The sequence below is a fragment of the Streptomyces nodosus genome (assembly GCF_008704995.1).
GTDB lineage: Bacteria > Actinomycetota > Actinomycetes > Streptomycetales > Streptomycetaceae > Streptomyces > Streptomyces nodosus.
Map to the genome: position 1 here is coordinate 1192923 of NZ_CP023747.1, position 24260 is coordinate 1217182.

19 protein-coding genes are annotated in these 24260 nt (G+C 71.9%); 8 read left to right on the top strand and 11 right to left on the bottom strand.

The window, feature by feature from the left end:
• Positions 1 to 23: 23 nt before the first annotated feature.
• The 7 genes from CP978_RS05385 to CP978_RS05415 all read right to left on the bottom strand — a co-directional run bounded on the left by CP978_RS05385 (position 24) and on the right by CP978_RS05415 (position 10748).
• A complete protein-coding gene (locus CP978_RS05385; protein ID WP_043437971.1) occupies positions 24 to 1022 on the bottom strand; it encodes an aldo/keto reductase in 999 nt (332 codons plus the stop codon).
• A 258-nt stretch (positions 1023 to 1280) separates the two neighbouring features.
• Positions 1281 to 4301 (bottom strand): alpha-mannosidase, encoded by a 3021-nt coding sequence (locus tag CP978_RS05390; protein ID WP_043437973.1) that lies wholly within the window; start codon positions 4299 to 4301, stop codon positions 1281 to 1283.
• A gap of 39 nt (positions 4302 to 4340) precedes the next feature.
• A complete protein-coding gene (locus tag CP978_RS05395; protein ID WP_043437975.1) occupies positions 4341 to 6347 on the bottom strand; it encodes an endo-beta-N-acetylglucosaminidase in 2007 nt (668 codons plus the stop codon).
• Between the two features lie 37 nt (positions 6348 to 6384).
• Entirely contained in the window at positions 6385 to 7617 is a 1233-nt protein-coding gene (locus CP978_RS05400; protein WP_043437978.1) for a glycoside hydrolase 5 family protein, read from the bottom strand.
• Positions 7618 to 7653: 36 nt separating this feature from the next.
• Entirely contained in the window at positions 7654 to 8559 is a 906-nt protein-coding gene (locus CP978_RS05405; RefSeq protein ID WP_043437982.1) for a carbohydrate ABC transporter permease, read from the bottom strand.
• The gene (locus CP978_RS05410; RefSeq protein ID WP_043437985.1) at positions 8556 to 9449 is read right to left on the bottom strand and encodes a carbohydrate ABC transporter permease; all 894 of its coding nucleotides are present in this window, start codon (positions 9447 to 9449) and stop codon (positions 8556 to 8558) included. The genes CP978_RS05405 and CP978_RS05410 overlap by 4 nt, the downstream gene beginning before the upstream one ends.
• A gap of 6 nt (positions 9450 to 9455) precedes the next feature.
• Positions 9456 to 10748 carry an ABC transporter substrate-binding protein gene (locus CP978_RS05415; protein ID WP_043437986.1) on the bottom strand — a complete coding sequence of 431 codons (1293 nt, stop codon included), beginning with the start codon at positions 10746 to 10748 and terminating at the stop codon, positions 9456 to 9458.
• Between the two features lie 221 nt (positions 10749 to 10969).
• Here CP978_RS05415 and CP978_RS05420 point away from each other — a divergent pair, with 221 nt between their 5' ends.
• Complete coding sequence (locus tag CP978_RS05420; protein ID WP_043437989.1) at positions 10970 to 12034, top strand: LacI family DNA-binding transcriptional regulator; 1065 nt, start codon at positions 10970 to 10972, stop codon at positions 12032 to 12034.
• Positions 12035 to 12384: 350 nt separating this feature from the next.
• Positions 12385 to 12558, top strand: coding sequence for a hypothetical protein (locus CP978_RS34780; protein ID WP_167748003.1), 174 nt, complete (start codon positions 12385 to 12387; stop codon positions 12556 to 12558).
• Positions 12559 to 12622: 64 nt separating this feature from the next.
• Here the strand turns inward: CP978_RS34780 and CP978_RS05425 are convergent, their stop codons facing one another.
• On the bottom strand, positions 12623 to 13384 hold the full coding sequence (locus tag CP978_RS05425) for a DeoR/GlpR family DNA-binding transcription regulator (RefSeq protein WP_043437991.1): 762 nt from the start codon (positions 13382 to 13384) through the stop codon (positions 12623 to 12625).
• 461 nt (positions 13385 to 13845) lie between these two features.
• Here CP978_RS05425 and CP978_RS05430 point away from each other — a divergent pair, with 461 nt between their 5' ends.
• Genes CP978_RS05430 through CP978_RS05445 form a run of 4 tightly spaced genes read left to right on the top strand, consistent with a single transcriptional unit; the run spans position 13846 to position 19494 of the window.
• Complete coding sequence (locus tag CP978_RS05430) at positions 13846 to 15378, top strand: APC family permease (protein ID WP_043437994.1); 1533 nt, start codon at positions 13846 to 13848, stop codon at positions 15376 to 15378.
• Complete coding sequence (locus CP978_RS05435) at positions 15375 to 16811, top strand: FGGY family carbohydrate kinase (protein ID WP_043437995.1); 1437 nt, start codon at positions 15375 to 15377, stop codon at positions 16809 to 16811. The genes CP978_RS05430 and CP978_RS05435 overlap by 4 nt, the downstream gene beginning before the upstream one ends.
• Positions 16808 to 18244 carry an NAD(P)/FAD-dependent oxidoreductase gene (locus tag CP978_RS05440; RefSeq protein ID WP_043437997.1) on the top strand — a complete coding sequence of 479 codons (1437 nt, stop codon included), beginning with the start codon at positions 16808 to 16810 and terminating at the stop codon, positions 18242 to 18244. The genes CP978_RS05435 and CP978_RS05440 overlap by 4 nt, the downstream gene beginning before the upstream one ends.
• A complete protein-coding gene (locus tag CP978_RS05445) occupies positions 18241 to 19494 on the top strand; it encodes an NAD(P)/FAD-dependent oxidoreductase (RefSeq protein WP_174498610.1) in 1254 nt (417 codons plus the stop codon). Before CP978_RS05440 ends, CP978_RS05445 begins: the two co-directional genes overlap by 4 nt.
• Positions 19495 to 19581: 87 nt before the next feature.
• Here the strand turns inward: CP978_RS05445 and CP978_RS34785 are convergent, their stop codons facing one another.
• On the bottom strand, positions 19582 to 19758 hold the full coding sequence (locus tag CP978_RS34785; protein ID WP_167748004.1) for a hypothetical protein: 177 nt from the start codon (positions 19756 to 19758) through the stop codon (positions 19582 to 19584).
• 484 nt (positions 19759 to 20242) lie between these two features.
• Here CP978_RS34785 and CP978_RS05450 point away from each other — a divergent pair, with 484 nt between their 5' ends.
• Positions 20243 to 20812: a metal-dependent phosphohydrolase gene (locus tag CP978_RS05450; protein ID WP_043437999.1), complete on the top strand. Its 570-nt coding sequence runs from the start codon at positions 20243 to 20245 to the stop codon at positions 20810 to 20812.
• A 110-nt stretch (positions 20813 to 20922) separates the two neighbouring features.
• Positions 20923 to 22188 (top strand): glycosyltransferase 87 family protein, encoded by a 1266-nt coding sequence (locus CP978_RS05455; protein ID WP_052454026.1) that lies wholly within the window; start codon positions 20923 to 20925, stop codon positions 22186 to 22188.
• 165 nt (positions 22189 to 22353) lie between these two features.
• Here CP978_RS05455 and CP978_RS05460 read toward each other — a convergent pair whose 3' ends face one another.
• Both CP978_RS05460 and CP978_RS05465 read right to left on the bottom strand, forming a co-directional pair.
• Positions 22354 to 22614 carry a hypothetical protein gene (locus CP978_RS05460; protein WP_052454027.1) on the bottom strand — a complete coding sequence of 87 codons (261 nt, stop codon included), beginning with the start codon at positions 22612 to 22614 and terminating at the stop codon, positions 22354 to 22356.
• Positions 22615 to 22715: 101 nt separating this feature from the next.
• The gene (locus CP978_RS05465; protein WP_043438000.1) at positions 22716 to 24206 is read right to left on the bottom strand and encodes an SDR family NAD(P)-dependent oxidoreductase; all 1491 of its coding nucleotides are present in this window, start codon (positions 24204 to 24206) and stop codon (positions 22716 to 22718) included.
• Positions 24207 to 24260 lie beyond the last annotated feature (54 nt).

Consider the following 24260-nt stretch of genomic DNA (forward strand, 5'->3'; position numbering starts at 1 on the left):
GCCCGTCGTCGCCGAGCCCCGGGTCAGTGCCCCGGCGGTTCCTCGGCGGGCACGGGGGCATGGGCCGGCAGCAGGCCGAGGTCCTTCAGCTCCCGCCACAGCGCGGCCGGTACGGTCGCCGCGAACTGCTCGGCGCAGTCGCGGACCTCGGCTGCCGAGCGCGCGCCCACCAGCACGCCCGCCACGGCCGGGTGGGCGCGGCAGAAGGCCAGTGCGGCGGCGCGCACCGTGGTGCCGTGCCGTGCCGCGGCCTCCGCGATCCGCTGGGCGCGGTCCAGCAACTCCGGTGGTGCTTCCGCGTAGTTGTAGGTGGCGCCCGGCCGCGGGTCGGCCAGCAGACCGGAGTTGAAGGCGCCGCCGATGACGACCGACACACCGCGCCCGGCCGCCGCGGGCAGCAACTCGGTCAGGGCGCTCTGGTCGAGCAGGGTGTAGCGGCCCGCGCACAGCACCACGTCCACGTCCGTCTCGCGGACGAACCGGGTCAGCATCTCCGCCTGGTTCATGCCCGCGCCGATCGCACCCACCACGCCCTCCGCCCGGAGCCGCTCCAGCGCCGGGTAGCCCTCCCGGAAGGCCTGCTCGGCATGGTCGTCGGGGTCATGGAGGTAGACCACGTCCACGCGGTCCAGGCCGAGCCGCTCGAGGCTCTCCGCCAGACTGCGCCGTACGCCGTCCGCGCTGAAGTCCCAGACCCGGCGGTGCGTGGCCGGTACGGCGAAGCCGTTGTCCAGGTCCAGGGCTCCGTCGTCCGCGTCCCTGGGCTCCAGCAGCCGGCCCACCTTGGTGGACACCGTGTAGGCCGTGCGGGGACGCTCGCGCAGGGCCGCGCCGAGGCGGCGCTCGGAGAGGCCGAGGCCGTAGTGCGGGGCGGTGTCGAAGGCGCGGATCCCGCTGTCCCAGGCGGCCCCCACGGCCTCGTACGCCTGTTCCTCGCCGACCTCGGTGTAGAGACTGCCGATGCCCGCGGCGCCGAAGGCCAGCGCGCTGATCGGGACACCGCTTCGCCCCAGGGTGCTCATCGTCCCTCCCCGGCGGCCATGAGCGGTCCGCCGGTGGACCGGGTCACCCGGGCCTCTCGGCCCTCGAAGTCGCTCATGCCGCACGGCCTCTCTCGCGTCGGGGCCGGTGGGGAGCCTCTCTGCTCACCACCGGACCGGGAAGTGCTCCTGCACGATGATCCACATGATCGACGTCCCGGTCCACGGCCGGGCCGGGGCGCGCGACGCCGGCCCGGCGCGGTGGGCGTGTTCCCTCCGCGCCGGGCCGGCCCCGCGGTGTCAGCCCCGGCGCTTCCAGCGCAGCGTCACCAGTTCGAACGGGCGCAGCCGCAGCGTGACCCGGTCGCCCTCCAGCTGCGGTGCCGCCGCGTCGGCCAGCGGGCGTTCCAGCAGGTCCGTCGCCGTCACCGCCGCCGCCTCGAAGCCCGCGGTGAGCGTGGCGGTCGTACGGCCGCCGCGGGACTCGTGGAAGCGGACCACGACGTCCCCGCTGCCGTCGTCGGCCAGCTTGACCGCGGTCACCACGACCGCGTCCTCCGCCACGGTCACCAGCGGTGTCACCTCCCGCGCACCGGTCAGCCGCCGCTCGGGCAGGTTGATCCGCCAGCCCTCACACACCGCGTCCCCGATCGCCGCGCCCGGCACCAAGGCGTGCCGGAAGCGGTGGACGCCCTGGTCGGTCTCCGGGTCCGGGAAGCGCGGGGCCCTCAGCAGGGAGACCCGGACCGTCGTGGTCGTACCGGAGTCCGCCTCCCGCACCGTGCGGGTCACATCGTGGCCGTAGGTCGAGTCGTTCACCAGCGCCACGCCCCAGCCCGGTTCCTCCAGGTGCACGAAGCGGTGGTTGCACGCCTCGAACTTGGCCGCCTCCCAGGAGGTGTTGGTGTGCGTCGGCCGGTGGAAGTGCCCGAACTGGGTCTCGGAGGCGTACCGTTCGGCGTGCACGTCCAGGGGGAACGCCAGCTTCAGGAACTTCTCCGTCTCATGCCAGTCGGCCTCCGTGTCGATCTCCAGCCGCCGCTCCCCCGGCACCAGCGACAGCACCTGGACGACCCGCGAGGCGCCGAAGGACCGTACGACACGGACCGAGCCCCCGTCCGCACCGGGCGCGACCTGCTCCGCCTCCACCAGGTCGACGACCGTGTTGCGGTAGAACGCGTCCACGTCCCAGGCGTCCCACATGTTGGGGAAGTCGGGGTGGAGCTGGAGCAGGTTCGCGGCGCGTCCCGGGGCGACCGCCTCGCGGTCCGCCTCGATGTCGTACGCGGAGACCACCAGACCCCGCGCGTCGATCTCCACCCGCAGCAGCCCGTTGTCCAGCACGAAACCGCCGCCCGGACGCGGGGTCCTGGAGACCTCGGCCGCGGCGGCCGGGGTGCCCGCGCCGCCCGCCGGGATCCCGTCCCGGGTGTGCGGCGCGCCGTTGAACACCAGCGGCAGGGCGCCTTCCCCCGCCAGCGCGCGCTGCGCCGCCTCGATGATCCCGGTCAGCTCCCCGGCGATCCGCTCATAGGTCGCCCGTGCCTCCCGGTGCACCCAGGCGATCGAGGAACCCGGCAGGATGTCGTGGAACTGGTGCAGCAGCACCGTCTTCCAGATGCGGTCCAGGTCCTCGTACGGGTAGGCGGATCCGGCCCGTACGGCGGCCGTGGCCGCCCACAACTCGGCCTCCTTCAGCAGGTGTTCGCTGCGCCGGTTGCCCTGCTTGGTCCTCGCCTGGCTGGTCAGCGTGGCACGGTGCAGTTCCAGATAGAGCTCGCCCACCCAGACGGGCGGGTGCGGGTACTCCTCCTCCGCCTTCCTGAAGAACGCCTCCGGGGTGTCCCACTCCACGGTCGCCGAGCCCTCGAGGTTCCGCAGCCGGGCCGCCTTCGCGACCATCTCCCGGGTGGTGCCGCCACCGCCGTCGCCCCAGCCGGTCGGCGCCAGCGAGTGCCGGGCCACCCCCTTGTCCTTGAAGTTCCTCGCCGCGTGGGCGATCTCGCTGCCCTTCATCGAGCAGTTGTAGGTGTCGACGGGCGGGAAGTGGGTGAAGATCCGGGTGCCGTCGATGCCCTCCCACAGGAAGGTGTGGTGAGGGAACGAGTTCGTCTGCGACCAGGAGATCTTCTGGGTGAGCAGCCACTTGGAACCGGCCGCCTTGATGATCTGCGGCAGCCCGGCCGCGAACCCGAAGGTGTCGGGCAGCCAGGCCTCGTCGTTCTCGATGCCGAACTCGTCCAGGAAGAACCGCTTGCCGTGCACGAACTGACGGGCCATCGCCTCCGAGCCGGGCATATTGGTGTCCGACTCCACCCACATGCCGCCCGCCGGCACGAACCGGCCCCCCGCCACGGCCTCCTTCACCCGCTCCCACACCTCGGGCCGGTGCTCCTTCACCCAGGCCCACTGCTGTGCCTGCGACATGGCGAAGACGAACTCCGGTTCGTCCTCCAGGAGCGCGGTCATGTTGGAGGTGGTACGGGCCACCTTGCGCACCGTCTCGCGCAGCGGCCACAGCCAGGCCGAGTCGATGTGCGCATGGCCGACCGCGCTGATGCGATGCGCGGAGGCCGCGGCGGGCGCCGCCAGGACATCGGTGAGCCGTGCCCGGGCCGCCGCCGCGGTGCCGTTCACGTCCTGGAGGTCGACCTCGTCCAGCGCCCGCTCGACCGCGCGCAGGATCTCCCGCCGCCGCCCCGAGTCCAGGGGCAGCTCGGCCATCAGCTCACCGAGCACCTCCAGGTCGAGGACCAGCTGCCACACGGTCTCGTCGAAGACCGCGAGATCCATGCGCTCCAGCCGGTACTGCGGGGCGCTGCCCGCGGTCTCCTTGTCGCCCAGCCGGGTGGGCAGGAAGGGGTGGTAGTCGAGGATGACGGGGTTGGAGGCCGCCTCGATACGCAGCTCGACCCGCTCGCCGCCCGCCGCGGGGGAGCCGATCCGCACCCACTGGTTGCGCGGGTTGAGGCCCTTCACCGGGCTGCCGTCGGGGCGGTAGACCAGTCCCTCGCACTGGAAGCCCGGCATGTTCTCGTCGAAGCCGAGGTCGAGCAGCGCCTCGACCGTCCGGCCCGCCCAGGCCTCGGGCACGGTGCCGGTCACCCGGAACCAGCTGGTTCCCCACGGAGCGCCCCAGCGGGCGCCCACCTCGATCGGTTCGACCAAGGCCGCCAGTCCCTCGGCCACCGGCACGGGCTCACCGGGCGCGTGCCACACCTCGACGGTGAGCGGTACGGACTCGGGGTACACGGCGGGGCGGACGCGCTCGTCGAGGACGCGCTTGAGACGGGCTTCGACCAGAGTGCGGTCGTCATGCATGGGATGGCTCCGTGGGGTGAGGGTGTGGGCCGCCGGGTTCTACCAGCGGTGGGTGAGGCGGGCGGGGGGCGAGACGTTGTAGAGCTCCCCGACCGCGCGCAGTTCGAATCGCGCGACGCTCTCGCCCGGCTCCGGGCCGAGCCCGCCGACATGGAAGGCGCGCTGGCAGGTGCCGCCGAGGAAGCGGCGCCGGCCGTCGGGCAGGATCCGGTGCAGCTCGTAGTGGCGGGGAGCGGGCCCCGCCGCGGGGGCGGCCTCCCAGGCGAACCGCAGACTGCCGCCGTCGGCGTCGGTGATCCGCGGCCGGACGGGCGCGGCCGGGGTGACGGCCGTGTCGCGCACCGCGATGCCGCCGAGCCGCCAGCGCACCTGGCCGCCCCCGCCGGTGAGGCGTACGGCCAGCCTGCGCACCGTGCCGGACAGGCCGGTCAGCGGCACGGTCGCGGTCCGCCAGCCGTCGCCGCCGGTCACCGGGAAGTAGGTGTACGAGGGGGCCTGCCCAGGGGTACCGGGCTCGGTGGTGGCCACGGCCAGCTCGATCCGGACATCGCCCGCGTCGGCCCGGTGGGTCAGTTCGACGACCGTCCCGGGACCGATCGGCAGCCGGGTCGCATACAGCTCCAGCGTGGCCGGCGCGTCCAGAGCTCCGGAGACCAGCACACTGCTGCCGCCGCGCCAGGCGTCCTCGAAGTCGAAGGCGACGGTGGGGCGCGTCCCGTCGGTACGGACGGCCCAGCGGCGGGAGGGCAGCCGGTCCTGGAGTCCGAGGTGGTTCCAGGGGGTGTCCGAGCCGACCCGGCCGTCCTCGTACCACCGCAGTCCGTGCCCGGTGTTGAAGACGGAGGCGAAGGGCAGCGCGTCGACGGTCGAGCGGTCCGCGACCGACACCGCGGGGGCCCGCCACCTCGCCGTGGTGTCCGGGGCGGACGGGTCCAGGGAGGAGCCCGTCCAGAAGAGGTCGTCGGCCGTGTGGAAGTCGCCGGGCGTGCGGCTCGCGGGCAGATGGTTGCGGGTCCACTCCGGCCGGTAGTAGCCGATGGAGGTGACGTGTGCCGCTGTGGTCGGCACGATCGCGTCCCAGTCCACCGAGGTGTTGGTGCCGCCCGACTCCACGTCGACGCCCGCCCACAGCTCGTGGCGGCTGCGCCCGAGCTGTTCGGCCAGCGCGCCGGAGGAGGCCAGCGAGGCCCTCGACCAGCGGAAGTCGACGAACAGGGAGTCGGCGGCGCGGAAGAACTCCTGGTTCTGGCTGTCCAGGGCGCCCTGCCAGGACACCGTGCCGTTCACCGTCATCGCGTCGTACCAGGTGACGCGCAGCCCCTTCGCCGCGCTCAGCGCCTTCAGCTCCTTGACGAAGCCGAGCATGTCGGCGCCGAGCGCGCTGTTCCCGCCGCCGGTCTCGGCGTTGACGAACCAGCCGTCGAAGCCGTACGCCTCGGCGACGGCGACGAGTTGCGCGGCGAGCGGAAAGCGCCCGGCGCCGTCCTTCTGGACGAGGTCACGCGTCCACTGGAGCTGTCCGCCGTAGGCGACGGGCGGCAGGAAGATGTTGCCGAGCACGGGGACACCGTGCCGGTGGGCCGCGTCCACGATCGGGGCGTTCGGCGCGAGGATCAGTCCCTCGCCCGACGAGCCGCCCCAGAAGACCAGTTCGTCGAGGTAGGCCCAGTGGGTGAGGGCGTAGTAGTCGGCGGTGGGGGCGCCTTGGGAGGGGTTGGCGGAGGTGGGTCCGAAGGAGACCAGGGACTGGACACGGGCCTGTCCGGAGCGTGCGGTGGTGTTGGCCGGGGTCGGGGTGAAACGGGCGGCGAGCGGCACGGAGGCCGCGTTGAAGGCCAGGTCCGTGTCGTCGGCGGCGCGCCAGCTCTTCAGGCTGCGCCAGGTGATGCCCGCCCCCGGGGTGCCCGAGGGCAGCGAGTCGGGGTACCAGTAGGAGGCGTACGGCTGGAGGTCGCGGGCGGCGGCCGAGGCTGCGGGCAGGGGCAGCGCGGGGGTGAGCGCGGCTGCCGCTCCGGCGAGCAGGACCGTGCGTCGGCTGAGGTTCACAGTGTGCTCCGTTTCGTCGTGGACGGTGGGGTACGGGCTACTGGGTGACCTGTTCGGGGGTGACGACCTCGGTGATGCCGCGGGCCGCGAGATGGTCCTTGTCGTCGGCGCGGCTCTCGAGGACGGTGGTGGGGCGGGCCCCGTCGGCGGTCAGCCGGGCGAACGCCTCGAAGACCGCGCCGCCGGGGGCGCAGACCGAACGGCCGGCCGCGGTGTCGACCACCAGCGCGGTGGTGCGGGGAGCGGGCCGGTGTGTCCGCCGTTCCTGGACGACCCGGGCGAGTGCCTCGGCGGCGGGCTTGGGGCGCCGCTCGTTGGTCAACAGGCCGAGGCCGTACTCCAGTTCGGGGAAGTCGGCGAGGTCGCGGCTGACGTCGTGCGAGCACCACCAGGTCACGCCCCACAGATCGGGACAGTCCAGGACGTTGTCCACGGTCGCCTCGGTGAAGGCGGCGGCGTGCTCGGCGGGGATCAGCGGCGCGGGGGCTCCGACCTCCTGGAGCCAGACGGGGCGGTGCGGGTCCTCGGCCCAGGCCTTGGACAGTTCGACCAGGTAGGCCGCATGGTGCTCGGTGGCGGTGCCGGTGCGGCCGTGGCGCTGGGCTGTGCCGTTGAACACCCAGGAGTGCACGGCGGTGAGGTCGCCGAGGCGCGCCGAGTGCTCGGGGGTGAAGGGCTGGTCGTCCTGGTACCAGGCGGCGTCGTAGGAGGCGTGCAGATGCAGCTTGCCGGGGGCGCCCTCGGCGCAGGCGGCGAGCAGCCGGGTGAGCCACCGCCCGGCCTGTTCGGGGGTGATGCGGTCCGGGTCGGGGTGCGGTCCCGCGGCGAACTGGTTGACCTCGTTGCCGATGGTCATGCCGATGAAGTTGGGCCGGTCGGCGAGCGCGGCGGCGAGGGTCCGCAGATAGGTCTCCTCCCCCTCGACCACCTCCGGGTCGGTGAAGATGTTGCGCCGGTGCCAGGTCCCCGTCCAGGCGGGCAGGAAGTCGAAGCTCGACAGATGGCCCTGGAGCCCGTCCACATTGACGTCGAGCCCGCGTTCGGCCGCCGCGTCGGCGAGCGCGACGAGCTGCTCGACGGCGCGGGGGCGGATCAGGGTGCGGTTGGGCTGGAAGTAGGGCCACAGCGGGAAGACCCGGATGTGGTCCAGGCCCAGCGCGGCGATCGAGTCCAGGTCGGCGCGTACGGAGTCGGGGTCGAAGTCGAGCCAGTGGTGGAACCACCCCTCGCTGGGGGTGTAGTTGACGCCGAAGCGCACGGCTGAGGGCATACGGGTTCCTTCGGACGGTGGTGCGGGTACGGAGGTTCAGCCCTTGACGGCGCCCTCGCCGACGCCGCGGAAGAAGTACCGCTGGAGACAGGCGAAGAGGAGCATCAGCGGGGCCACCGCGATGACGGTGCCGGCGGCCACGAGGCGTTCGTCGTTGGCGAAGGTGCCGTGCAGATAGTTGAGCCCGATGGTCAGGGTGAACTTCGAGGGGTCGCTCAGCACGATCAGCGGCCACAGGAAGTCGTCCCAGGAGAACATGAAGGCGAAGATCGCGACGACGGCCAGGGTGCCCTTCACCGAGGGAAGCGCGATCCTGAAGAACCGCTGCCAGACGTTGGCGCCGTCCACGAAGGCGGCCTCCTCCACCTCGTGGGGCAGTTGGAGGAAGGCGTTGCGCAGCAGCAGCACATTCATCGCGTTGACGCTGCCGGGCAGCAGGACACCGATCAGGGTGTTGTTGAGGCCGAGGTCCCGCATGGTGGTGAACTGGGCGATGATGATGCCCTCGGCGGGAACCAGCATCGCCAGGATGAAGACGAGGGCGGTGCCCCTGCGGCCCCGGTAGCGCAACCGGGCCAGCGCATAGCCCGCGAGGGCCGCTCCGACGCAGTTGGTGACGACACTGGCGCCGGCCACCGTCAGCGAGTTGAGGGCGTAGTCCCATACGGGGATGGTGTCCGCGACGCGCGCGTAGTTGTGCAGCGTCGGATGCGCGGGCAGGAACGAGGGCGGGGAGCTGAAGATGTTCTCGGTCGGGCCCTTGAGCGAGGTGGACAGCTGCCACAGGAAGGGGCCGACCGTCAGCACCAGCACCACCAGGAGCAGTGCGTATCTCAGGACCAGCTCCCCCGCGCCGACGCGGCGGCCGTGCTCGTCGGTGAGCCGTCCCCGGCGCCGGGTGACCCGCTCGGGGGCCGGCGGTGCCTTCTCCGGGGTGCTCATGCGTCCTCCCTCCGGTCCGCGCGCAGGACCAGCAGCATCAGCGCCACGGTGACGACGAAGACGACGAGCGAGAGCGCGGAGGCATAGCCGACCCGGCCGGTCAGACCGGTGCCGGTGCGCTGCACCAGCATGACGAGGGTGGTGTCCTCGCCGGCCGGACCGCCCGTCGGGCCCGCCAGCAGATACACCTCGGAGAACACCTTGAAGGCGGCGACCGAGGCGAGCGCGGCGACCAGCACCATGGTGGAGCGGACGGCGGGCACGGTGACCGTCAGAAAACGGCGTACGGCGCCCGCGCCGTCCACCGCCGCGGCCTCGTGCAGTTCACGCGGCACACTGGCGAGCGCGGCCAAGTAGATGATCATGTAGTAGCCGAGGCCCTTCCAGACCGTGACGGCCATGGCGCTCAGCAGGAGCAGCCACTGGTCGCTGAGGAAGCCGACCCGGCCCACCCCGACCGTCTCGAGCAGCGAGTTCACCAGGCCGCGCTCGTCCAGCAGCCACACCCAGATCAGGCCCACCACGACGATGGAGGCGACCACCGGGGTGTAGAAGGCCGAACGGAAGAAGGCGATGCCGGGGATGTTCTTCTGCACCAGCAGGGCCAGCAGCAGCGGCAGCACGACGAGCGCCGGAACGACCCCGAGGACGTAGAGCACGCTGTTGCGCAGGGCGATCCAGAACATCTCGTCGTGGAGCAGTTCGCGGAAGTTGGCGAGCCCCACGAAGCGGCCGGGGATCAGGGTGCGGCGGTCGGTGAAGGAGTTCACCACGGTGGAGACGAAGGGATACAGGACGAACGCACCGACGACCAGCAGTCCCGGGGCGGCGAACAGCCAGGGACTGACGGGCAGTTGGCGCCGCACCCGCGACACGGGGGAAAGGGCCATGACGGTTCAGCCCTGCTGCGTCAGAAGCCGGTCGCAGGCCTTGACAGCGTTGTCGAGCGCCGCCCGGGGGCTCTGCCTGCCCTGCAGCGCCTTGGCGACCTCGTTGCGCAGCGCGGTCTTCATCTGGTCGCTGAACAGCACGGGCGTGTAGTTCACCGCATTCTTCAGGGACTTGGCGGCGGCGATCCGCACCCGCGTCTCGTCCGTGCCGTCCTCCTTGGTGAAGTACGGGTCGTCGAGCGAGCCGGCGGTGCTCGGGAAGATGGCCACCTTCTTCGCGAACGACATCTGGTTCTGTGCGTCGGTGACGTAGTGCGCGAAGGCGACCGCGGCCGGGGTGTGCTTGGTGCGGGAGTTGACCATCACGCCCATCACATACATGTTGACGTGGCCGGTGCTGGTGATCTGGTCGGTGATCCCGATGTTCTTGTACAGGCCGGGCGCCTGCTTCTTGAAGTTCTCCAGGTCCAGCGCGCTGCCCGGGTTCATGGCGACGGCCCCGGTGAGGAACTTCTTGCCGGAGGACTCGGGGGTCGCGGTCAGGGCCTGCGGGTCGAGTGCCTTGGCGTCGTACAACTCCTTGTATCTGGTGAGGAGTTCGACGCCCCTGGCCTCGTTGAAGGCGAAGCCGGTGCCCTGCTTGTTCATCAGCTCGACGCCGTAGCGGCCGAAGTCCTCGATGGTGGGCACATTGGCGAGGGTGGCCACCTCGCCGTCGCTCTTCTTCGCCAACTGGAGGGCGTCGGTGAAGAGTTCGTCGTAGGTCTTCGGGGGGCTGTCCGGGTCGAGCCCGGCCTTGCGGAAGAGGTCCTTGTTGTAGAACAGCGGGCCGGTGTTCAGATACCAGGGGAAGGCGTAGGTGCCGGTCATGCCCGGTATCCGCTGTCCCGTCCAGGCCCCGTCGAGGTACTCGGACCGGTACTTCGCCGCCGCCTTGTCGAGGTCGAGGGCGAGCCCGGCCTTGGCGAGCGGGGCGAGCAGATCGGGCGAGACATTGACGACGTCGGGCAGGGTTCCGCCAGCCGCGTCCGCGCTGAGCTTGTCGGGGTAGCCCTCGGCGGGCTGGTCGATCCACTTGACGTGGGTGCCGGGGTGTTCCTTCTCGAAGTCTGCGATCAGCCCGTCGAAGTAGGACTTGAAGTTGGCGCGCAGATTCCAGGTCTGGAAGGTGATGTCGCCCTCGATCGCGCCGGAGGCGTCCGTCGAGCCGCCGCCGTCGTCCGAGGAGCCGCAGGCGCTCAGCGGCAGGACGAGGGCGGAGACGACGGCGACGGCGAGTGCTCTGCGGGACATGGGCACGGTGACACGGCTCCCTTGCGGCGTCGGCTGCTGGCTGCGGCAGCGACCTTGCCCGGCGCGTCGGGGAAAAGTCAATGGATTCACCCGAGCTAAAGAAATCCAAGGGGCATTAGTACAGGTCAGAGCGGTGCGAGTTAAAACTTGCCAACATCGACTAATGCGCTTTAGGCTCCTTGCGCTCAAGCGCATTAGTGATCCTCCCGGGAAAGAGGCGGAGCAACGTGCCGGCCAAGCGGTCCCCCGCACGCAGACCCACGATGAAGGACATCGCGCGCCGCGCCGGTGTCTCCGAGAGCGCCGTCTCCTTCGCGCTCAACGGGCGGCCCGGGGTCTCCGAGGTCACCCGTGACCGGGTGCGCCGGGTGGCCGAGCAACTGGGCTGGCGACCGAGCACGGCGGCGCGCCAGCTCTCCGGCGAGGGCGCGGCGACGGTGGGCTTCGTGCTGGCCCGCCCGGCGGAGACGCTGGGCGTGGACTCCTTCTTCCTCCAGCTGATCTCCGGCATCCAGGAGGTGCTGGCGGAACGCCATCTGGGCCTGCTGTTCCAGGTGGTGGAGAGCGTGGCCGACGAGTGCGCCGTCTACCGGCGCTGGTGGGCCGAGCACCGGGTGGACGGCGTGCTGGTGGTGGATCCGCGCACGGACGATCCGCGTCCCGGCCTGCTGGACGAGCTGGGCCTGCCCGCGGTGGTCATCGGCGGTGTGCCGGACGCGCACCATCCGGGCCTGTCGACGGTCTGGGCGGACGACGCGGGCGCGATGGCGGCGCTGGTCGACCAGCTGTACGCACTGGGGCACCGCAGGATCGTGCATATCGCGGGTCTGCCGGGCCTTGAGCACACCGAGCGCCGCATCCGTACGCTGCGCGCCGAGGCCGAGCGGCGGGGACCGGCCGAGGTGCGGTCGGTGACCACGGACTACTCGGACGCGGAGGGCGCCGCCGTCACCCGCAGCGTCCTGACCGGGGACACTCCCCCGACCGCGCTGGTCTACGACAACGATGTGATGGCCGTGGCCGGGGTCGCCGCCGCGGGTGAGCTGGGCTTCTCGGTGCCGGCCGATGTCTCGGTGGTCGCCTGGGAGGACTCGGCGTTGTGCCGGATGGTCAAGCCGTGGCTGTCCGCGCTCTCCCGCGACACCGTGGCGTTCGGGGTGACCGCGGCCCGGGAGCTGACCGCGCTGCTGGACGGCGGCCCGGCGCGTACGGTGCGGGTTCCGGTGCCCCGGCTGATCGAACGGGAGAGCACGGGGCCGGCGCGGGGCGGCTGCCCCGAGGCCCCCGCCTGACCGGCGCCCCCGGACGGAGCCGCCCGCCCGAGGGCGCGGGGACGCCCGGTGACGGGCCGGGAGCGGCACCGAGCGCGTGACCCGCGAAGGGCTCGCGGCGATCCCGCTGGACCACGCTGCGGAAACCGCGACGGCTCCGCGCAGGAAAGCCGCCCACCGGTGACAGGCCGCGCCCCGTCGCCGGCCGTGCCGGGCCTCGCGAACCGCGGACCTTTCCCGGTCGCGGCGCGAGGCCGCCGGGCCCGGCGGCCGTTTTCCCGGCCCGTCGACGGGAACTCGGCGGGCAGGTGCCGTGAGGCCGGAACGCCGAGGTCCCGCGGCCTTCGGATGCAGAAGGAAGTTGAGACGTCGTGACCGCACAGTCGAGCGACAACCCCGTCGTCCACCCGCCCGAGACGGGCTGGGCCCAGTCCCGTGTCCCCCGGGAGAAGAGCCTGCGCACCTGTGTTCCGGCCGTCGAGGACCGGACCGCCCCCGGGACGCGCCGTGGACCGGAGTCGAACATCGTCAGGGGTGAGGACTGAGCGGCCGGCACCCACCGGACCCGTACCGCCGCGCGGGGCTCGGGAGCCGGCGCACCGCCGGGCCTCAGGCCACGATGAGTCTGCTGCCGGCCCGGTTGAGGGCGGTGCGCAGTTCGGCCGGGCACGGCTTGTCGCTGATCACGGCGTCGAAGCCGTCCAGTTCGCACACCCGGTGCGCGGCCGTACGGCCGAACTTGCTGGAGTCGGCCAGGACGTACCGGTGGGAGGCGTTGGCGAGCATGGCCCGCTTGGTGGCGACCTCGTCCAGATGGAAGTCGGTCAGTCCGTAGGGGGCTATGCCGCCGGACCCCACGAAGACGGCGTCCGCGCGCAGATCACCGAAGAACTCCACGGCCTGTGCGCTGGAGCAGGCCAGATCACCGGCCCGCAGCCGGCCGCCGCTGACCAGGACCTCCACCCGGGGGCGGGTGCTGAGTTCCGCGGCCACCAGCAGGGAGGGCGTGGCGACCACTCCGACATGGTCGGCGGGCAGCGCGCGGGCCACCTCCAGCGCGGTGGTGCCGACGTCGATGACCACGGTCTGGTTCGGCTCGATCAGGGCCGCCGCCGCACGGCCGATGGCCTCCTTCTCCAGGGCGAGGGTGCCGCTGCGCTCGCTGAAGGGCGCCTCCTCACCGACCGGCGCCTGCGGGCTGGTGGCACCGCCGTGCACCCGGGAGAGCTCTCCGCGCCGCTCGAGCAGGGCCAGATCCCGGCGCACCGTCTCATGGGAGACGCCCAGCAGTGTGGTGAGGTCGTCGGTGGTGACGAACTTCAGCCGGCCGATCTCGGCGACGATTCTGCGATGGCGCTCGGCAGCGAGCACGGCTCACTTCCTTTGGGTTTGCTGACCGCTCTTGTGGATAACTGACTGCATTCTACGTCGGGAGTAACCTCGATCGGGGCGTCGCGCACTTCCCCGCCCGTACGGGGCCGGGCCCCGTCGGATGCGCCCACTGCGCGCGCCCCCGGAGAGCGGTCCGGGCCCTGACCGGCAGGTCGCAGAAAAACGAACCCTTGACGCCACCCAGGCAGAGGTCCACACTTTCAGCAACCGACGGTCAGGTATCCACAGAAACGGTCAGACACGGGCGTCCGACCCGGAACGACCATCTCGGGCCCGACAGCGGCCACGGTCGGCGCACCGCCATGACCGTGCCGCCCCGACGGACAGGCCCCGGGCAGACCCCGCCCCGGGACACGTCCAGGAGCCGACCACGTTCGGTTGCTCCCCATCCACCGGCTCCCGCGCCCACCGCGGGGCACCCTGAGACAGGGAAACGAGACATGGCACACGCAGACGCAGGCCCGCTGGGACCGAGACCGGACGGTCAGGGCAGCGGTGAGCACAAGCCGCAGATGGCGCGGGAGCTGGGCTGGTACGCCTCGTTCTCGGTGGCCTTCGGCTTCGTGTCCATCGCGACCGGCATCTTCACCACCTATGGATCGGTGCTCGCCACCTCCGGCCCGCGGGGCATCTGGGCCTGGCCGATCTCGGTGATCGGCCAGCTGTCCATCGCCCTGGTCTTCGGCGCCCTCGCGGCCCGCATCCCGATCAGCGGCTACTCCTACCAGTGGGTGTCCCGGATCGTCGGCCCGGTATGGGGCTGGATCATGGGCTGGATCTCGTTCGCCTTCCTCGGGGTGGTCCTGATCGCGGTGGACTACACCATCGCCTCCACGATCCTTCCCGAGCTGTTCCGCTATGTCGGCACCACCGAGAACGCCTGGGTGATCACGGCCGGTGTGGTGCTGCTCCAGTCCGTGCTGGTGGCCGCCTCCACGCGCACCACCCACCGGGTCAACAATGTCGCGGTGACGGTGCAGCTGATCGGCATGATCGCGCTGACCGTGCTGCTGTTCGCCGTGGGCGCCTTCACCGGCAAGCTGGACTTCGCCCATCTCTTCGACACCGGCACGGTCCCCGCCAGCGGCTACTACGGCCTGGGCGGAGGCACCCACGCCGGACCGTTCGCCCTGGCCTTCCTGCTGGGCGCGTTCACCATCGTCGGTTTCGAGTCGGCGGCCAACCTGGCCGAGGAGACCAAGAACCCGGCCCGGGTGATCCCCAAGGCGATGGTGCAGGCCGTGCTCTCGCTGGGTGTGCTGGGCTTCCTGTTCCTGATCGCGGTCACCGCCGCGGCGGGCCGGATCGACGGGGTCGGCGACTCGGCGACCCCGGTGGCCACCGTGATCACCGCAGTGCTCGGCTCGGTCGTCGGAAAGATCCTGCTGGTCCTCGTCGTGGTCTCGATCTTCTCCTGCGGACTGGTGATCACCCTCAGCGGCACCCGGCTGGTGTACGCGATGTCCCGGGACGAGCGCTTCCCCGGCTGGCAGCTGCTCCGGCGCATCGACCGGCGCACCTCGACCCCGCTGAACGCCTCGGTGTTCATGATGCTGATCGCCCAGATCATCCTCGCGGTCTTCTCCCGCTCCACGGACGCCCTGTTCCAGCTGTTCTCCGCCGGTACGCTGCTGCCCGCCATCATCTACGCGGGGACGGTCCTGATGTACGCGATCAAGCGCCGCTCGCTGCCGCCGTCCAAGGGCTTCGCCCTGGGCCGCTGGGAGATCCCGGTGCTGGTGGTGGCCGGCGTCTGGCTGGTGTACGAGCTGCTGATCTTCCGGGACAGCTCCTTCCGCGCCCCCTGGACCTATGTGCTGGTGCTGTTCGCGATCGGTGCCGTCTACTTCGCGGGCCTGCTGGTCCGACGCGGCCGCTCCGGGCTGACCATGCCCGACATGGCCGATGTGGACCGCGCGCTCGACGCCACCGAACCGCTCGCGGCCGACGCCGCGGGAGGGACCGTACGATGACCGCCGTCCTCGCCATCGACCAGGGCACCTCGGGCACCAAGGCAGTCGTCGTCGACGCCGCGACGGGAGGCGTGGTCGCCATCGCCGAGGAGACCGTCCGTCCCACCTATCTCCCGGGCGGCGGGGTCGAGCAGAACCCGCACGAACTGCTCGACTCCGTCCTCAACGCCGGCCGCCGCGCGGTGAGCGCGGCCGGCCGCCCGGTCGACTGTGTGGCCCTGGCCAACCAGGGGGAGACGGTCCTGGCCTGGGACCCGGCCACCGGAGCACCGCTGTCGCCGGCCATCGTGTGGCAGGACCGCCGGGCGGAGGGCATCTGCGCCGAGCTGTCCGGGCACGCCGAGGACATCGCCCGGCGCACCGGGCTCGTCCTCGACCCGTACTTCTCCGCGCCCAAGATGGCCTGGCTGCGCCGCAACCTCACCCGCGAGGGTGTGGTGACCACCACCGACACCTGGCTGGTGCACCATCTGACGGGCGAGTTCGTCACCGACGCCGCCACCGCCAGCCGTTCGCTGATCCTCGATCTGGACAGCGCCTCCTGGGACGGCGAGCTCGCCGGGCTGTTCGGCCTGGGCGAGGAGCGGCTGCCCCGCATCGTCGCCTGCGACGAGATCGTCGGCACCACCCGGGCCTTCGGCTCCGAGGTGCCGGTGGCCGGCCTGATCGTCGACCAGCAGGCGGCCCTGGTCGCCGAGGCCTGTCTGGACGAGGGCACCGCCAAGTGCACCTATGGGACCGGGGCGTTCCTGCTGGCCAACACCGGACTGCACCCGGTGCGTTCCAGCGCCGGGCTGACCACCTCGGTGGCCTGGCGGGCGGCCGGGCGCACCCCGTACTGCGTGGACGGACAGGTCTACACCGTCGCCTCCGCGGTGCGGTGGCTCCAGGACCTCGGCCTCATCCGGTCGGCGACCGAGCTGGACGAGCTGGCCGCGTCCGACGCCGAGGGCGTGCTGTGCGTGCCCGCGTTCGCCGGGCTCGCCGCCCCCTGGTGGGCGCCGGACGCCACCGCCTCCTTCACCGGGATGACGCTGGCCACCCGTCGCGAGCATCTCGTCCTGGCCCTGCTTCAGGGGATCGCCGCGCAGGTCGCCGGGTTGTGCGGACTGGTCGCGGCCGACCTCGGCGAGCCGCTGACCCGGCTGCGCGCGGACGGCGGACTGACCAACTCGGCCGTCCTGATGCAGGCGCAGGCCGACATCGCCCAGATCCCCGTCGACATCTACCCCCACGCCCACGCCACCCCGCTGGGCGCGGCCGCCCTGGCCCGCTGCGCCCTCGATCCTTCGCTCGGCCTCGCCGAGGCCGTCGGCGACTGGAAGCCGACCACCGTCTATGAACCCCGCTGGTCCGCGGACCGGGCCGAGGAGTTCCGCAGCACATGGGCGCGGGCCGCGACGGCCGGCGCCACCAAGGGAGATCACTCATGACCGCCACCCCCCGCTCCCCCCACGACGGCGTCTACGACGTCGCGGTGATCGGCGGCGGTATCGTCGGCGCGGCGATCGCGCGCGAACTGTCCGGATGCGATGTCTCGGTCGCACTGCTCGAGGCCCGCGACGACGTGGGCGACGGAACAAGCAAGGCCAACACGGCGATCCTGCACACCGGTTTCGACGCCAAGCCCGGCACCCTGGAGTCCAGGCTGGTGGCCCGCGGCTATCACCTGCTGAGCGCCTATGCCGAAGCCACCGGCATCCCCGTCGAGCACACCGGCGCGGTGCTGGTGGCCTGGAACGAGGAGGAGCTCGAGGCGCTGCCCGGCCTCAAGGAGAAGGCCGAGGCCAACGGCTACACCCGGTGCCGGATCGTCGACGCCGACGAGGTCTACGCCGCCCTGCCCGACCTCGGTGAGGGCGTGCTCGGCGGGCTGACCGTGCCCGACGAGTCCATCATCTGCACCTGGACCACCAATCTCGCGCTCGCCACCGACGCCCGGCAGCGCGGCACCACGATCCTGCTGAAGCACGCCGTCACCGGTGTCGAGGAGGGCACCGAGGCGACCACCCTGCACACCGCGGCCGGTGAGGTGCGGGCACGCTGGGTGGTCAACGCCGCGGGCCTGGGCGCCGACCACATCGACCGGCTCTTCGGCCACGACCGCTTCACCGTCACCCCCCGGCGCGGTGAGCTCTTCGTCTTCGACAAGCTCACCCGCCCCCTGGTGAACAAGATCGTGCTCCCGGTGCCGACCTCCCGGGGCAAGGGCGTGCTGATCTCCCCGACCATCTACGGCAATGTGATGCTCGGCCCCACCGCCGAGGACCTCACCGACCGCACGGACACGGCCACCTCGGAGGACGGCTACGCCTTCCTCCTCTCCAAGGGCGAGCGGCTGATGCCGAGGCTGCTGGCCGAGGAGGTCACCGCCAGCTACGCCGGGCTGCGGGCCGCCATCGACCGCTCCGACTATCTGATCGAGGCCTCTCCCGAGCAGCGCTATCTCCTGGTCGGCGGCATCCGCTCCACCGGGCTGACCGCGGGCATCGCCATCGCCGAGCATGTCCGCGGCCTGCTGGAGAAGGCGGGCCTGCCGCTGCGCACCCGCGAGGAGCTGCCGCCCCCGCCCCGGATGCCCAACATCGGCGAGGCCACGCTCCGCCCCTACCAGGACGGCGACCTCATCGACCGCGACCCCGCCTACGGCACCGTGGTCTGCTTCTGCGAGCGGGTGACCGAGGGCGAGATCCGGGACGCCTGCCATGCCCCGCTGCCCGCCCGCACCCTCGAGGGGCTGCGCCGCCGCACCCGCGTCATGAACGGCCGCTGCCAGGGCTTCTTCTGCGGCGCGGCCGTCACCGCCCTGCTCGAACAGCACCAGACCGACGACGGCTGCCGCAGCCAGCACAAGGACAACCGATGACCCACCAGCCGCGCCTGATCACCCCCGACGTCCTCATCATCGGTGGCGGACCCGCGGGCCTGACCGCCGCCGCCGAGCTGGCGGGCCGCCGCGCCGGGAAGATCCTGGTCGTCGACCGCGAACAGGACGCGGGCGGCATCCCCCGCCACAGCGACCACACCGGCTACGGCCTGCGCGACCTGCACCGCGTCATGTCCGGGCCCGCCTACGCCCGCCATCTGCTCCAGGCGGCCACGGCGGCCGGGGCGGAGATCCGCACCAGCACCATGGTCACCGGCTGGGCCGACGCGGACACCCTCGACGTCACCAGCCCCGAAGGCCGCTACCGGATCCGTCCCAGGGCCCTGGTGCTGGCCACCGGTGCCCGGGAACGCCCCCGTACCGCGCGCCGGGTCCCCGGTGACCGCCCGCACGGTGTCTACACCACCGGCCAGTTGCAGAACCTCGTCCATCTCCATCACCGGCCGGTCGGCAAGCGTGCCGTCATCGTCGGCGGTGAACTGGTGAGCTGGTCAGCGGCCGTCACCCTGCGTGAGGCGGGCTGCACCCCCGCCCTCATGATCAGCCAGTATCCGAAGGCGGAGTCCTACGGCGCCTTCAACGCGGCCGGACGCACCGTGCTGCGCGTGCCCGTCGCGACGCGGAGCCGGGTCACCCGGATCATCGGCAAGGGCCGCTGCGAGGCCGTGGAGATCGAGCATCTGGACACGGGCCGGCGTCGTACGGTCGCCTGTGACACCGTCGTCTTCACCGGTGACTGGATCCCCGACCACGAACTGGCGCGTGCCGCCGGCATCACCCTGGACACCGGCACGCTCGGCCCCCTGACGGACACCGCGCTGCGCACCAGCCTGCCGGGCGTCTTCGCGGCCGGCAATCTGCTGCATCCCGTCGACACCGCGGATGTCGCCGCCCTCGACGGCAAGCATGTCGCCGAGCAGGTCGTCCGCTATCTGAACGGCGAGCGCCCCTCCGACCAGGGGGTCCGTCTGATCGCGGACGCGCCCTTCCGCTGGGTCGCCCCGCAGTTGCTGCGGCCGCAGGACCCGGCGCCCGCCCGGGGCCGACTGCTGCTGTGGACCGACGAGTTCGTCCGCTTCCCCAAGGTGACCGTGCGCCAGGACGGACGGGTCGTCAGCCGCCGTACGCTCGCCTGGCCCGCCGCCCCCGGACGCGTCTTCCGCGTCCCCTCGGGCCTGCTCGACGGGGTCTCCCCCACCGGCGGCCCGGTCCACATCGGCCTGCGGTAGCGAGCCGGCCGCGGTTTCTCTGAATCAGCATGGGCGCGACTCCGCACGCCCATGCCGTCAGGGGATCACGAACAGGTCCCCGTGAACTCAGTCGACGCTCGGCAGGATATGGGGCTCGGCGAGGTCGTCCTCGTAACCGGCCAGACGGATGGGGGCGGATCGGGCCCAGACTTCCAGACTGCCGAGCTTCTTCTCGGCCCGGAGGCCTCCGCGCTCCAGGCTTTCCGTGGGGCTCTGTTCGTGATGTGTCTTCTCCGGTGTCACCGCGCACTCCTTATGTGTCGGGTAACCCTCGGGACGTACCGGCCCAGTCTGCCGCTGTGACCTCGACGTCCGCTCGGGGCTGAGTCAAGAACCGATTCGGACGCGGTGGCGCCGGCAACTCGTACGGGAGTCGAGCCGTGGTGACCGGCCTGTCCCGGGACGGACCGTGGGTGTGGGTGGACCCCGAGTTTGTCCGCATCGACCAGAGTAACCAAATGAGCGGCGGCCCGCTCGATGGGGCCGAAACAACCGGGTAACGGTCTTATGTCCCCGGACCTCACTTCACCTTGATTATCAGCCATTTTGAACTGAATCACCCCTTTTAAGAGTCACTCGATCGGCTTAACCTTCGCGCTTTTCACCAGTACAGCAGGTGTACGGGAGGGTGCGTACCGTGCTCAGTTCAAGTCCCGTTGGCCGCCCCGCAAGCTCGCCATGCTGTGCTGACGGACGGTAACGGCTTTTCTCGCGGGAGGACTGACGCATGGAGCTGCGCAGCGTCGAGGAGCTGATGGATCTGCTGCACGCGCCCCGGGGCGCGCGGAACACCGCGGGCGGCAGCGGCGATCCGGTCGATCCCTATGACCACGCCCTGCGGACGGCCGCACTGCTGCGCCGAAGTCACCCCGCGGACAAGGAACTTCAGGTGGCGGGGCTGGTGCACGGCATCGGCCGGCTGCTGCGGCCCGGCGACGACACCAATCACACCGACCGGGCACAACGCGCGGCCCGGGCGATACGGCCGCTGCTCGGCGAGCGGGTCTCCCGGCTGGTGGGCCTGCACGGGGCCGCGCGGCGCTATCTGGGCGCGTTCCCGCCGGGGCGCGGGCCGTCCGCACCGGGCGCTCCGGTCCCCGCCCGCCAGGACGGGCCGATGACCCCCTCGGAGGCCGCCGCCTTCGAACGCGATCCGCTGGCCGGTGACGCGGTCACCCTGCGGCAGGCGGACGAGGCGGCGACGGTGGACTGTCTGGACGCCGGGGTGCTGGAGGACTGGCGGACGGTCCTCGAACTGGTGGCGGCCCGGCAGTCCCGGCTGGGAGCCCTGGACTGAGGCCGCCGGGGCCGACGCCCGCACGAGGCGGGTCCGCCCGGCGGGGCGCGACACGCTGCCACCGGAGTAATGGGCCCGTCGGCTCCTCGGGCCGCGCCAGACTCTCCCTGATGTGCCGCCGACCCGGATCCGCCGCGCCCCGGGCCCGTGCGTTCGGACGGTGGGCGGCCCGCCGTGCCGGGTGGTTCCTGGCCGCGTCCCTGGTCCTCCACACCCTTGCCGCCGTCTTCTTCTCGCCGTCGCCGTTGGACCTGCGCGTCTACCGTGAGGCCGCTCCCCTGCTGCTCTCCGGCGAGTTGTACGACTACCGGCTGCACACCGCCCCGCCGATCCCCGAACTCCCCTTCACCTACCCGCCGTTCGCCGCCCTGGTGTTCCTGCCGCTGTCCTGGCTGCCCCGGACCGTCGCGGTGGTGCTGTGGCAGGCGGCCTCCGTGGCGGCGCTCGCCGTGATCTGCTCCGGCGCCGAGCGACTGCTGCGCGGCGGCCGCGGCGGTCCTTCCCGGTCCCGTGTCATGCTCTGGACGGCGGGCGGACTCTGGCTGGAGCCGGTGCGCCACACGCTGGACCAGGGGCAGGTCAATCTGCTGCTGCTCGCCCCGGTGCTGGCGGCACTGGCCGCGCCGCACACGCCTCAGATCCGGGGGGCGGCCCTCGGTCTGGCGTCCGCGGTGAAGCTGACCCCGGCCTTCGGCGGCCTGTATCTGCTGGCCACCCGGCAGTGGCGGGCAGCGGCCTGGGCGGTCCTCGCCGCGGCCGGGGCCACCGCGCTGGCCTGGGCCGTCGCTCCCGGGGAGTCGGCGCGTTACTGGTTCGGCCTGGTGACTCAGACTCAGCGCATCGGCCCCTTCTGGTCGGTGCGCAACCAGTCCCTGCGCGGCGCCGTCGGCAGGCTCCTCGGCCAGGGCGCCCTCGCCTCCCCGGCCTGGTGGACGGCGCTGGCGCCGGCCACCCTCCTCACCGGGTACGCGCTGTGGAGCGCCGCACGGCGCCGGGACCGGCTCGGCATCCTGGTGACCGCCGGGCTGTACGGGCTGCTGGTGTCCCCCATCTCCTGGAGCCACCACTGGGTCTGGTGCCTTCCGGCCATGATCTGGCTGGCTCACGGCCCCGGCCGGCGGCGGCTGTTGCACCGGGTCACGCTGGCGGTCTGGACCGTCGCCACGGTGTCCCGGCTGGTCCCGCTCCTGATCCGGCTGGAGGACGGTCTGGCGCACCCCGACCCGTACCCGGCGCTCCTGGCCTGGCCCGGCACGGTCTACGCCGCCTGTGCCGTGCTGACGCTTCTCGCCGTCGCAGCCGGCCCGGGCACGGCACCGTCCCGGGAGCCTGCGGCCGACTCACGGCCCCTGGAAGCACCTCGCATCCGGCGCTGATCCGCCCCCGGGCAAGGCGGCGTCCCGGAGACTGCGCCTCCGGGACGTACCGTCCCCGACCGCTCGCGGTCAGGCATCACTCCCTCTCGGGACTCCGTCCGGTTCGCTCCCTCACGGGACTCAGTCCGTTTCACTCCCTCACGGGACTCAGTCCGGTTCACTCCCTCACGGGAAGAGTGCGATCCCGACCAGGATCAGCAGAATGATGCAGGCGATCAGCGCGACGGTGCCCCAGGTCCCGCGGTGCTTCATCGGGGCCGGAGGGCGGCGGCCCCCACGTGGCCGGTCCTCCGGGATGAGGGGGTTCACCGGACGGTCGGAGCCATAGAACCGCTCGTCGCTCGGGTAGACATTGCGCGGATCGCCGGCGGCGCGTGGATCGACACCGTCGATCTCGTGCGGGTCGATCTCGTGTGGAGAGGTCATATGAACTCCTAGCGCGGTGCTCGTCGGAGTCCGAGTTCCCGGTCGGCGCCGGGCCACACGTCACAGGGGGCGCGTCACCGTCCTTCGGACCGCTGCCGGGCTCACCACTTCCCGGGCGCGTAGTCCTTCAGGAAGACGCCGTACAGGTCCTCGCCCTGCTCGCCGCGCACAATCGGATCGTATACCCGGGCCGCTCCGTCGACGAGGTCCAGCGGAGCGTGGAAGCCCGCGTCCGCAAGGCGCACCTTGTCCGGGTGCGGGCGCTCATCGGTGATCCAGCCGGTGTCGACGGCCGTCATCAGGATGCCGTCCTTCTCGAACATCTCCTGGGCGCTGGTGCGGGTCAGCATGTTCAGGGCGGCCTTGGCCATATTGGTGTGCGGATGGCCCGCGCCCTTGTAGCCGCGCTCGAAGACGCCCTCCATCGCCGAGACGTTCACGATGTAGGTGCGCCGGGCCTGTGCGGCGCTCAGTGCGGCCCGCAGTCGGCTGATCAGGATGAAGGGCGCCGTGGAGTTGCACAGCTGCACCTCCAGCAGTTCGACCGGGGTGACCTCCTCCACGGCCTGGATCCAGCTGTTGGTGTGGTGCAGATCGGGGACGAGTCCGCCCGCGTCGATCGCCGTACCGGCCGCGATCCGCTCCAGCGAGGCCGATCCCGACACCAGGGCGAGGTCGGTGACGTCCTGCGCGGTCAGCGCGCCGCCGGCGGCCACCGGCAGCGCCGCCACGGCCCCGGAGCCGAAGGTCCCGATGACCTCGGCGGAGGGCAGCTCGCCCGCGGGAAGCGGCGCGGACTCGGCGGCCACCAGCTCGCTGTAGGCCGCCGGGGAGCGGCGTACGGTCTGCGCCGCGTTGTTGATCAGGATGTCCAGCGGGCCCTCCGCGGCCACCGAGTCGGCCAGCGCCACCACCTGGGCCGGGTCGCGCAGGTCGATGCCGACGATCTTCAGCCGGTGGATCCACTCGTCGCTGTCGGGCTGGGCCTTGAAGCGGCGGATCGCGTCGTTGGGGAAGCGGGTGGTGATCGTGGTGTGGGCGCCGTCCCGGAGCAGCCGCAGGGCGATATACATGCCGATCTTGGCGCGGCCGCCGGTGAGCAGGGCGCGCCTGCCGGTGAGGTCGGTGCGGGCGTCACGGCGGTCCCGGTTCTCGGTCGCGCACCGGGGGCAGAGCTGGTGATAGAAGTAGTCGACCTCGACATAGCGGCTCTTGCAGACATAGCAGGAGCGCGGGCGCCGGAGTATCCCGGCGACCCGGCCGGCCTCGGTGGCCGACGACGGCAGGATGCCCTCGGTCTCGTCGTCGATGCGCTGCGCGGAGCCGGTCGCGGTGGCCTCGGTGACCGCCTTGTCATGGGCGGTCTTGGCGGCGCGGCGCTCCTGGCGGCGGCGCTGCTTGACCGTGCGGTAGATGTGCGAGGTGGCCCGGCGCACCTTGATCGCGTCGGGGTGGTCCACATCGATGGTGTCGAGTTCCTCCAGCACGCCGAGGCAGACGGCGAGCCGCTCCGGGTCGATGCCGGGTCCGTGGGACTCCTCGTCCACCACCGCCGGATCGCCGCCCACCGGGCCGTCCTGTGTCACCGTCATCGCGCTGCCGTTCCTCGCTCACCCGCGCAGCGCTCCGACCGCGCTCGCTTTCGA

Coding starts and splice junctions, on each gene's coding strand:
- CP978_RS05455 (WP_052454026.1), top strand. CDS start 20,923: ATGTGCCGCCGACCCGGATCCGCCGCGCCCCGGGCCCGTGCGTTCGGA.
- CP978_RS05410 (WP_043437985.1), bottom strand. CDS start 9,449: ATGGCCCTTTCCCCCGTGTCGCGGGTGCGGCGCCAACTGCCCGTCAGT.
- CP978_RS05465 (WP_043438000.1), bottom strand. CDS start 24,206: ATGACGGTGACACAGGACGGCCCGGTGGGCGGCGATCCGGCGGTGGTG.
- CP978_RS05385 (WP_043437971.1), bottom strand. CDS start 1,022: ATGAGCACCCTGGGGCGAAGCGGTGTCCCGATCAGCGCGCTGGCCTTC.
- CP978_RS05400 (WP_043437978.1), bottom strand. CDS start 7,617: ATGCCCTCAGCCGTGCGCTTCGGCGTCAACTACACCCCCAGCGAGGGG.
- CP978_RS05445 (WP_174498610.1), top strand. CDS start 18,241: ATGACCCACCAGCCGCGCCTGATCACCCCCGACGTCCTCATCATCGGT.
- CP978_RS05460 (WP_052454027.1), bottom strand. CDS start 22,614: ATGACCTCTCCACACGAGATCGACCCGCACGAGATCGACGGTGTCGAT.
- CP978_RS05440 (WP_043437997.1), top strand. CDS start 16,808: ATGACCGCCACCCCCCGCTCCCCCCACGACGGCGTCTACGACGTCGCG.
- CP978_RS05450 (WP_043437999.1), top strand. CDS start 20,243: ATGGAGCTGCGCAGCGTCGAGGAGCTGATGGATCTGCTGCACGCGCCC.
- CP978_RS05430 (WP_043437994.1), top strand. CDS start 13,846: ATGGCACACGCAGACGCAGGCCCGCTGGGACCGAGACCGGACGGTCAG.
- CP978_RS05390 (WP_043437973.1), bottom strand. CDS start 4,301: ATGCATGACGACCGCACTCTGGTCGAAGCCCGTCTCAAGCGCGTCCTC.
- CP978_RS05435 (WP_043437995.1), top strand. CDS start 15,375: ATGACCGCCGTCCTCGCCATCGACCAGGGCACCTCGGGCACCAAGGCA.
- CP978_RS05405 (WP_043437982.1), bottom strand. CDS start 8,559: ATGAGCACCCCGGAGAAGGCACCGCCGGCCCCCGAGCGGGTCACCCGG.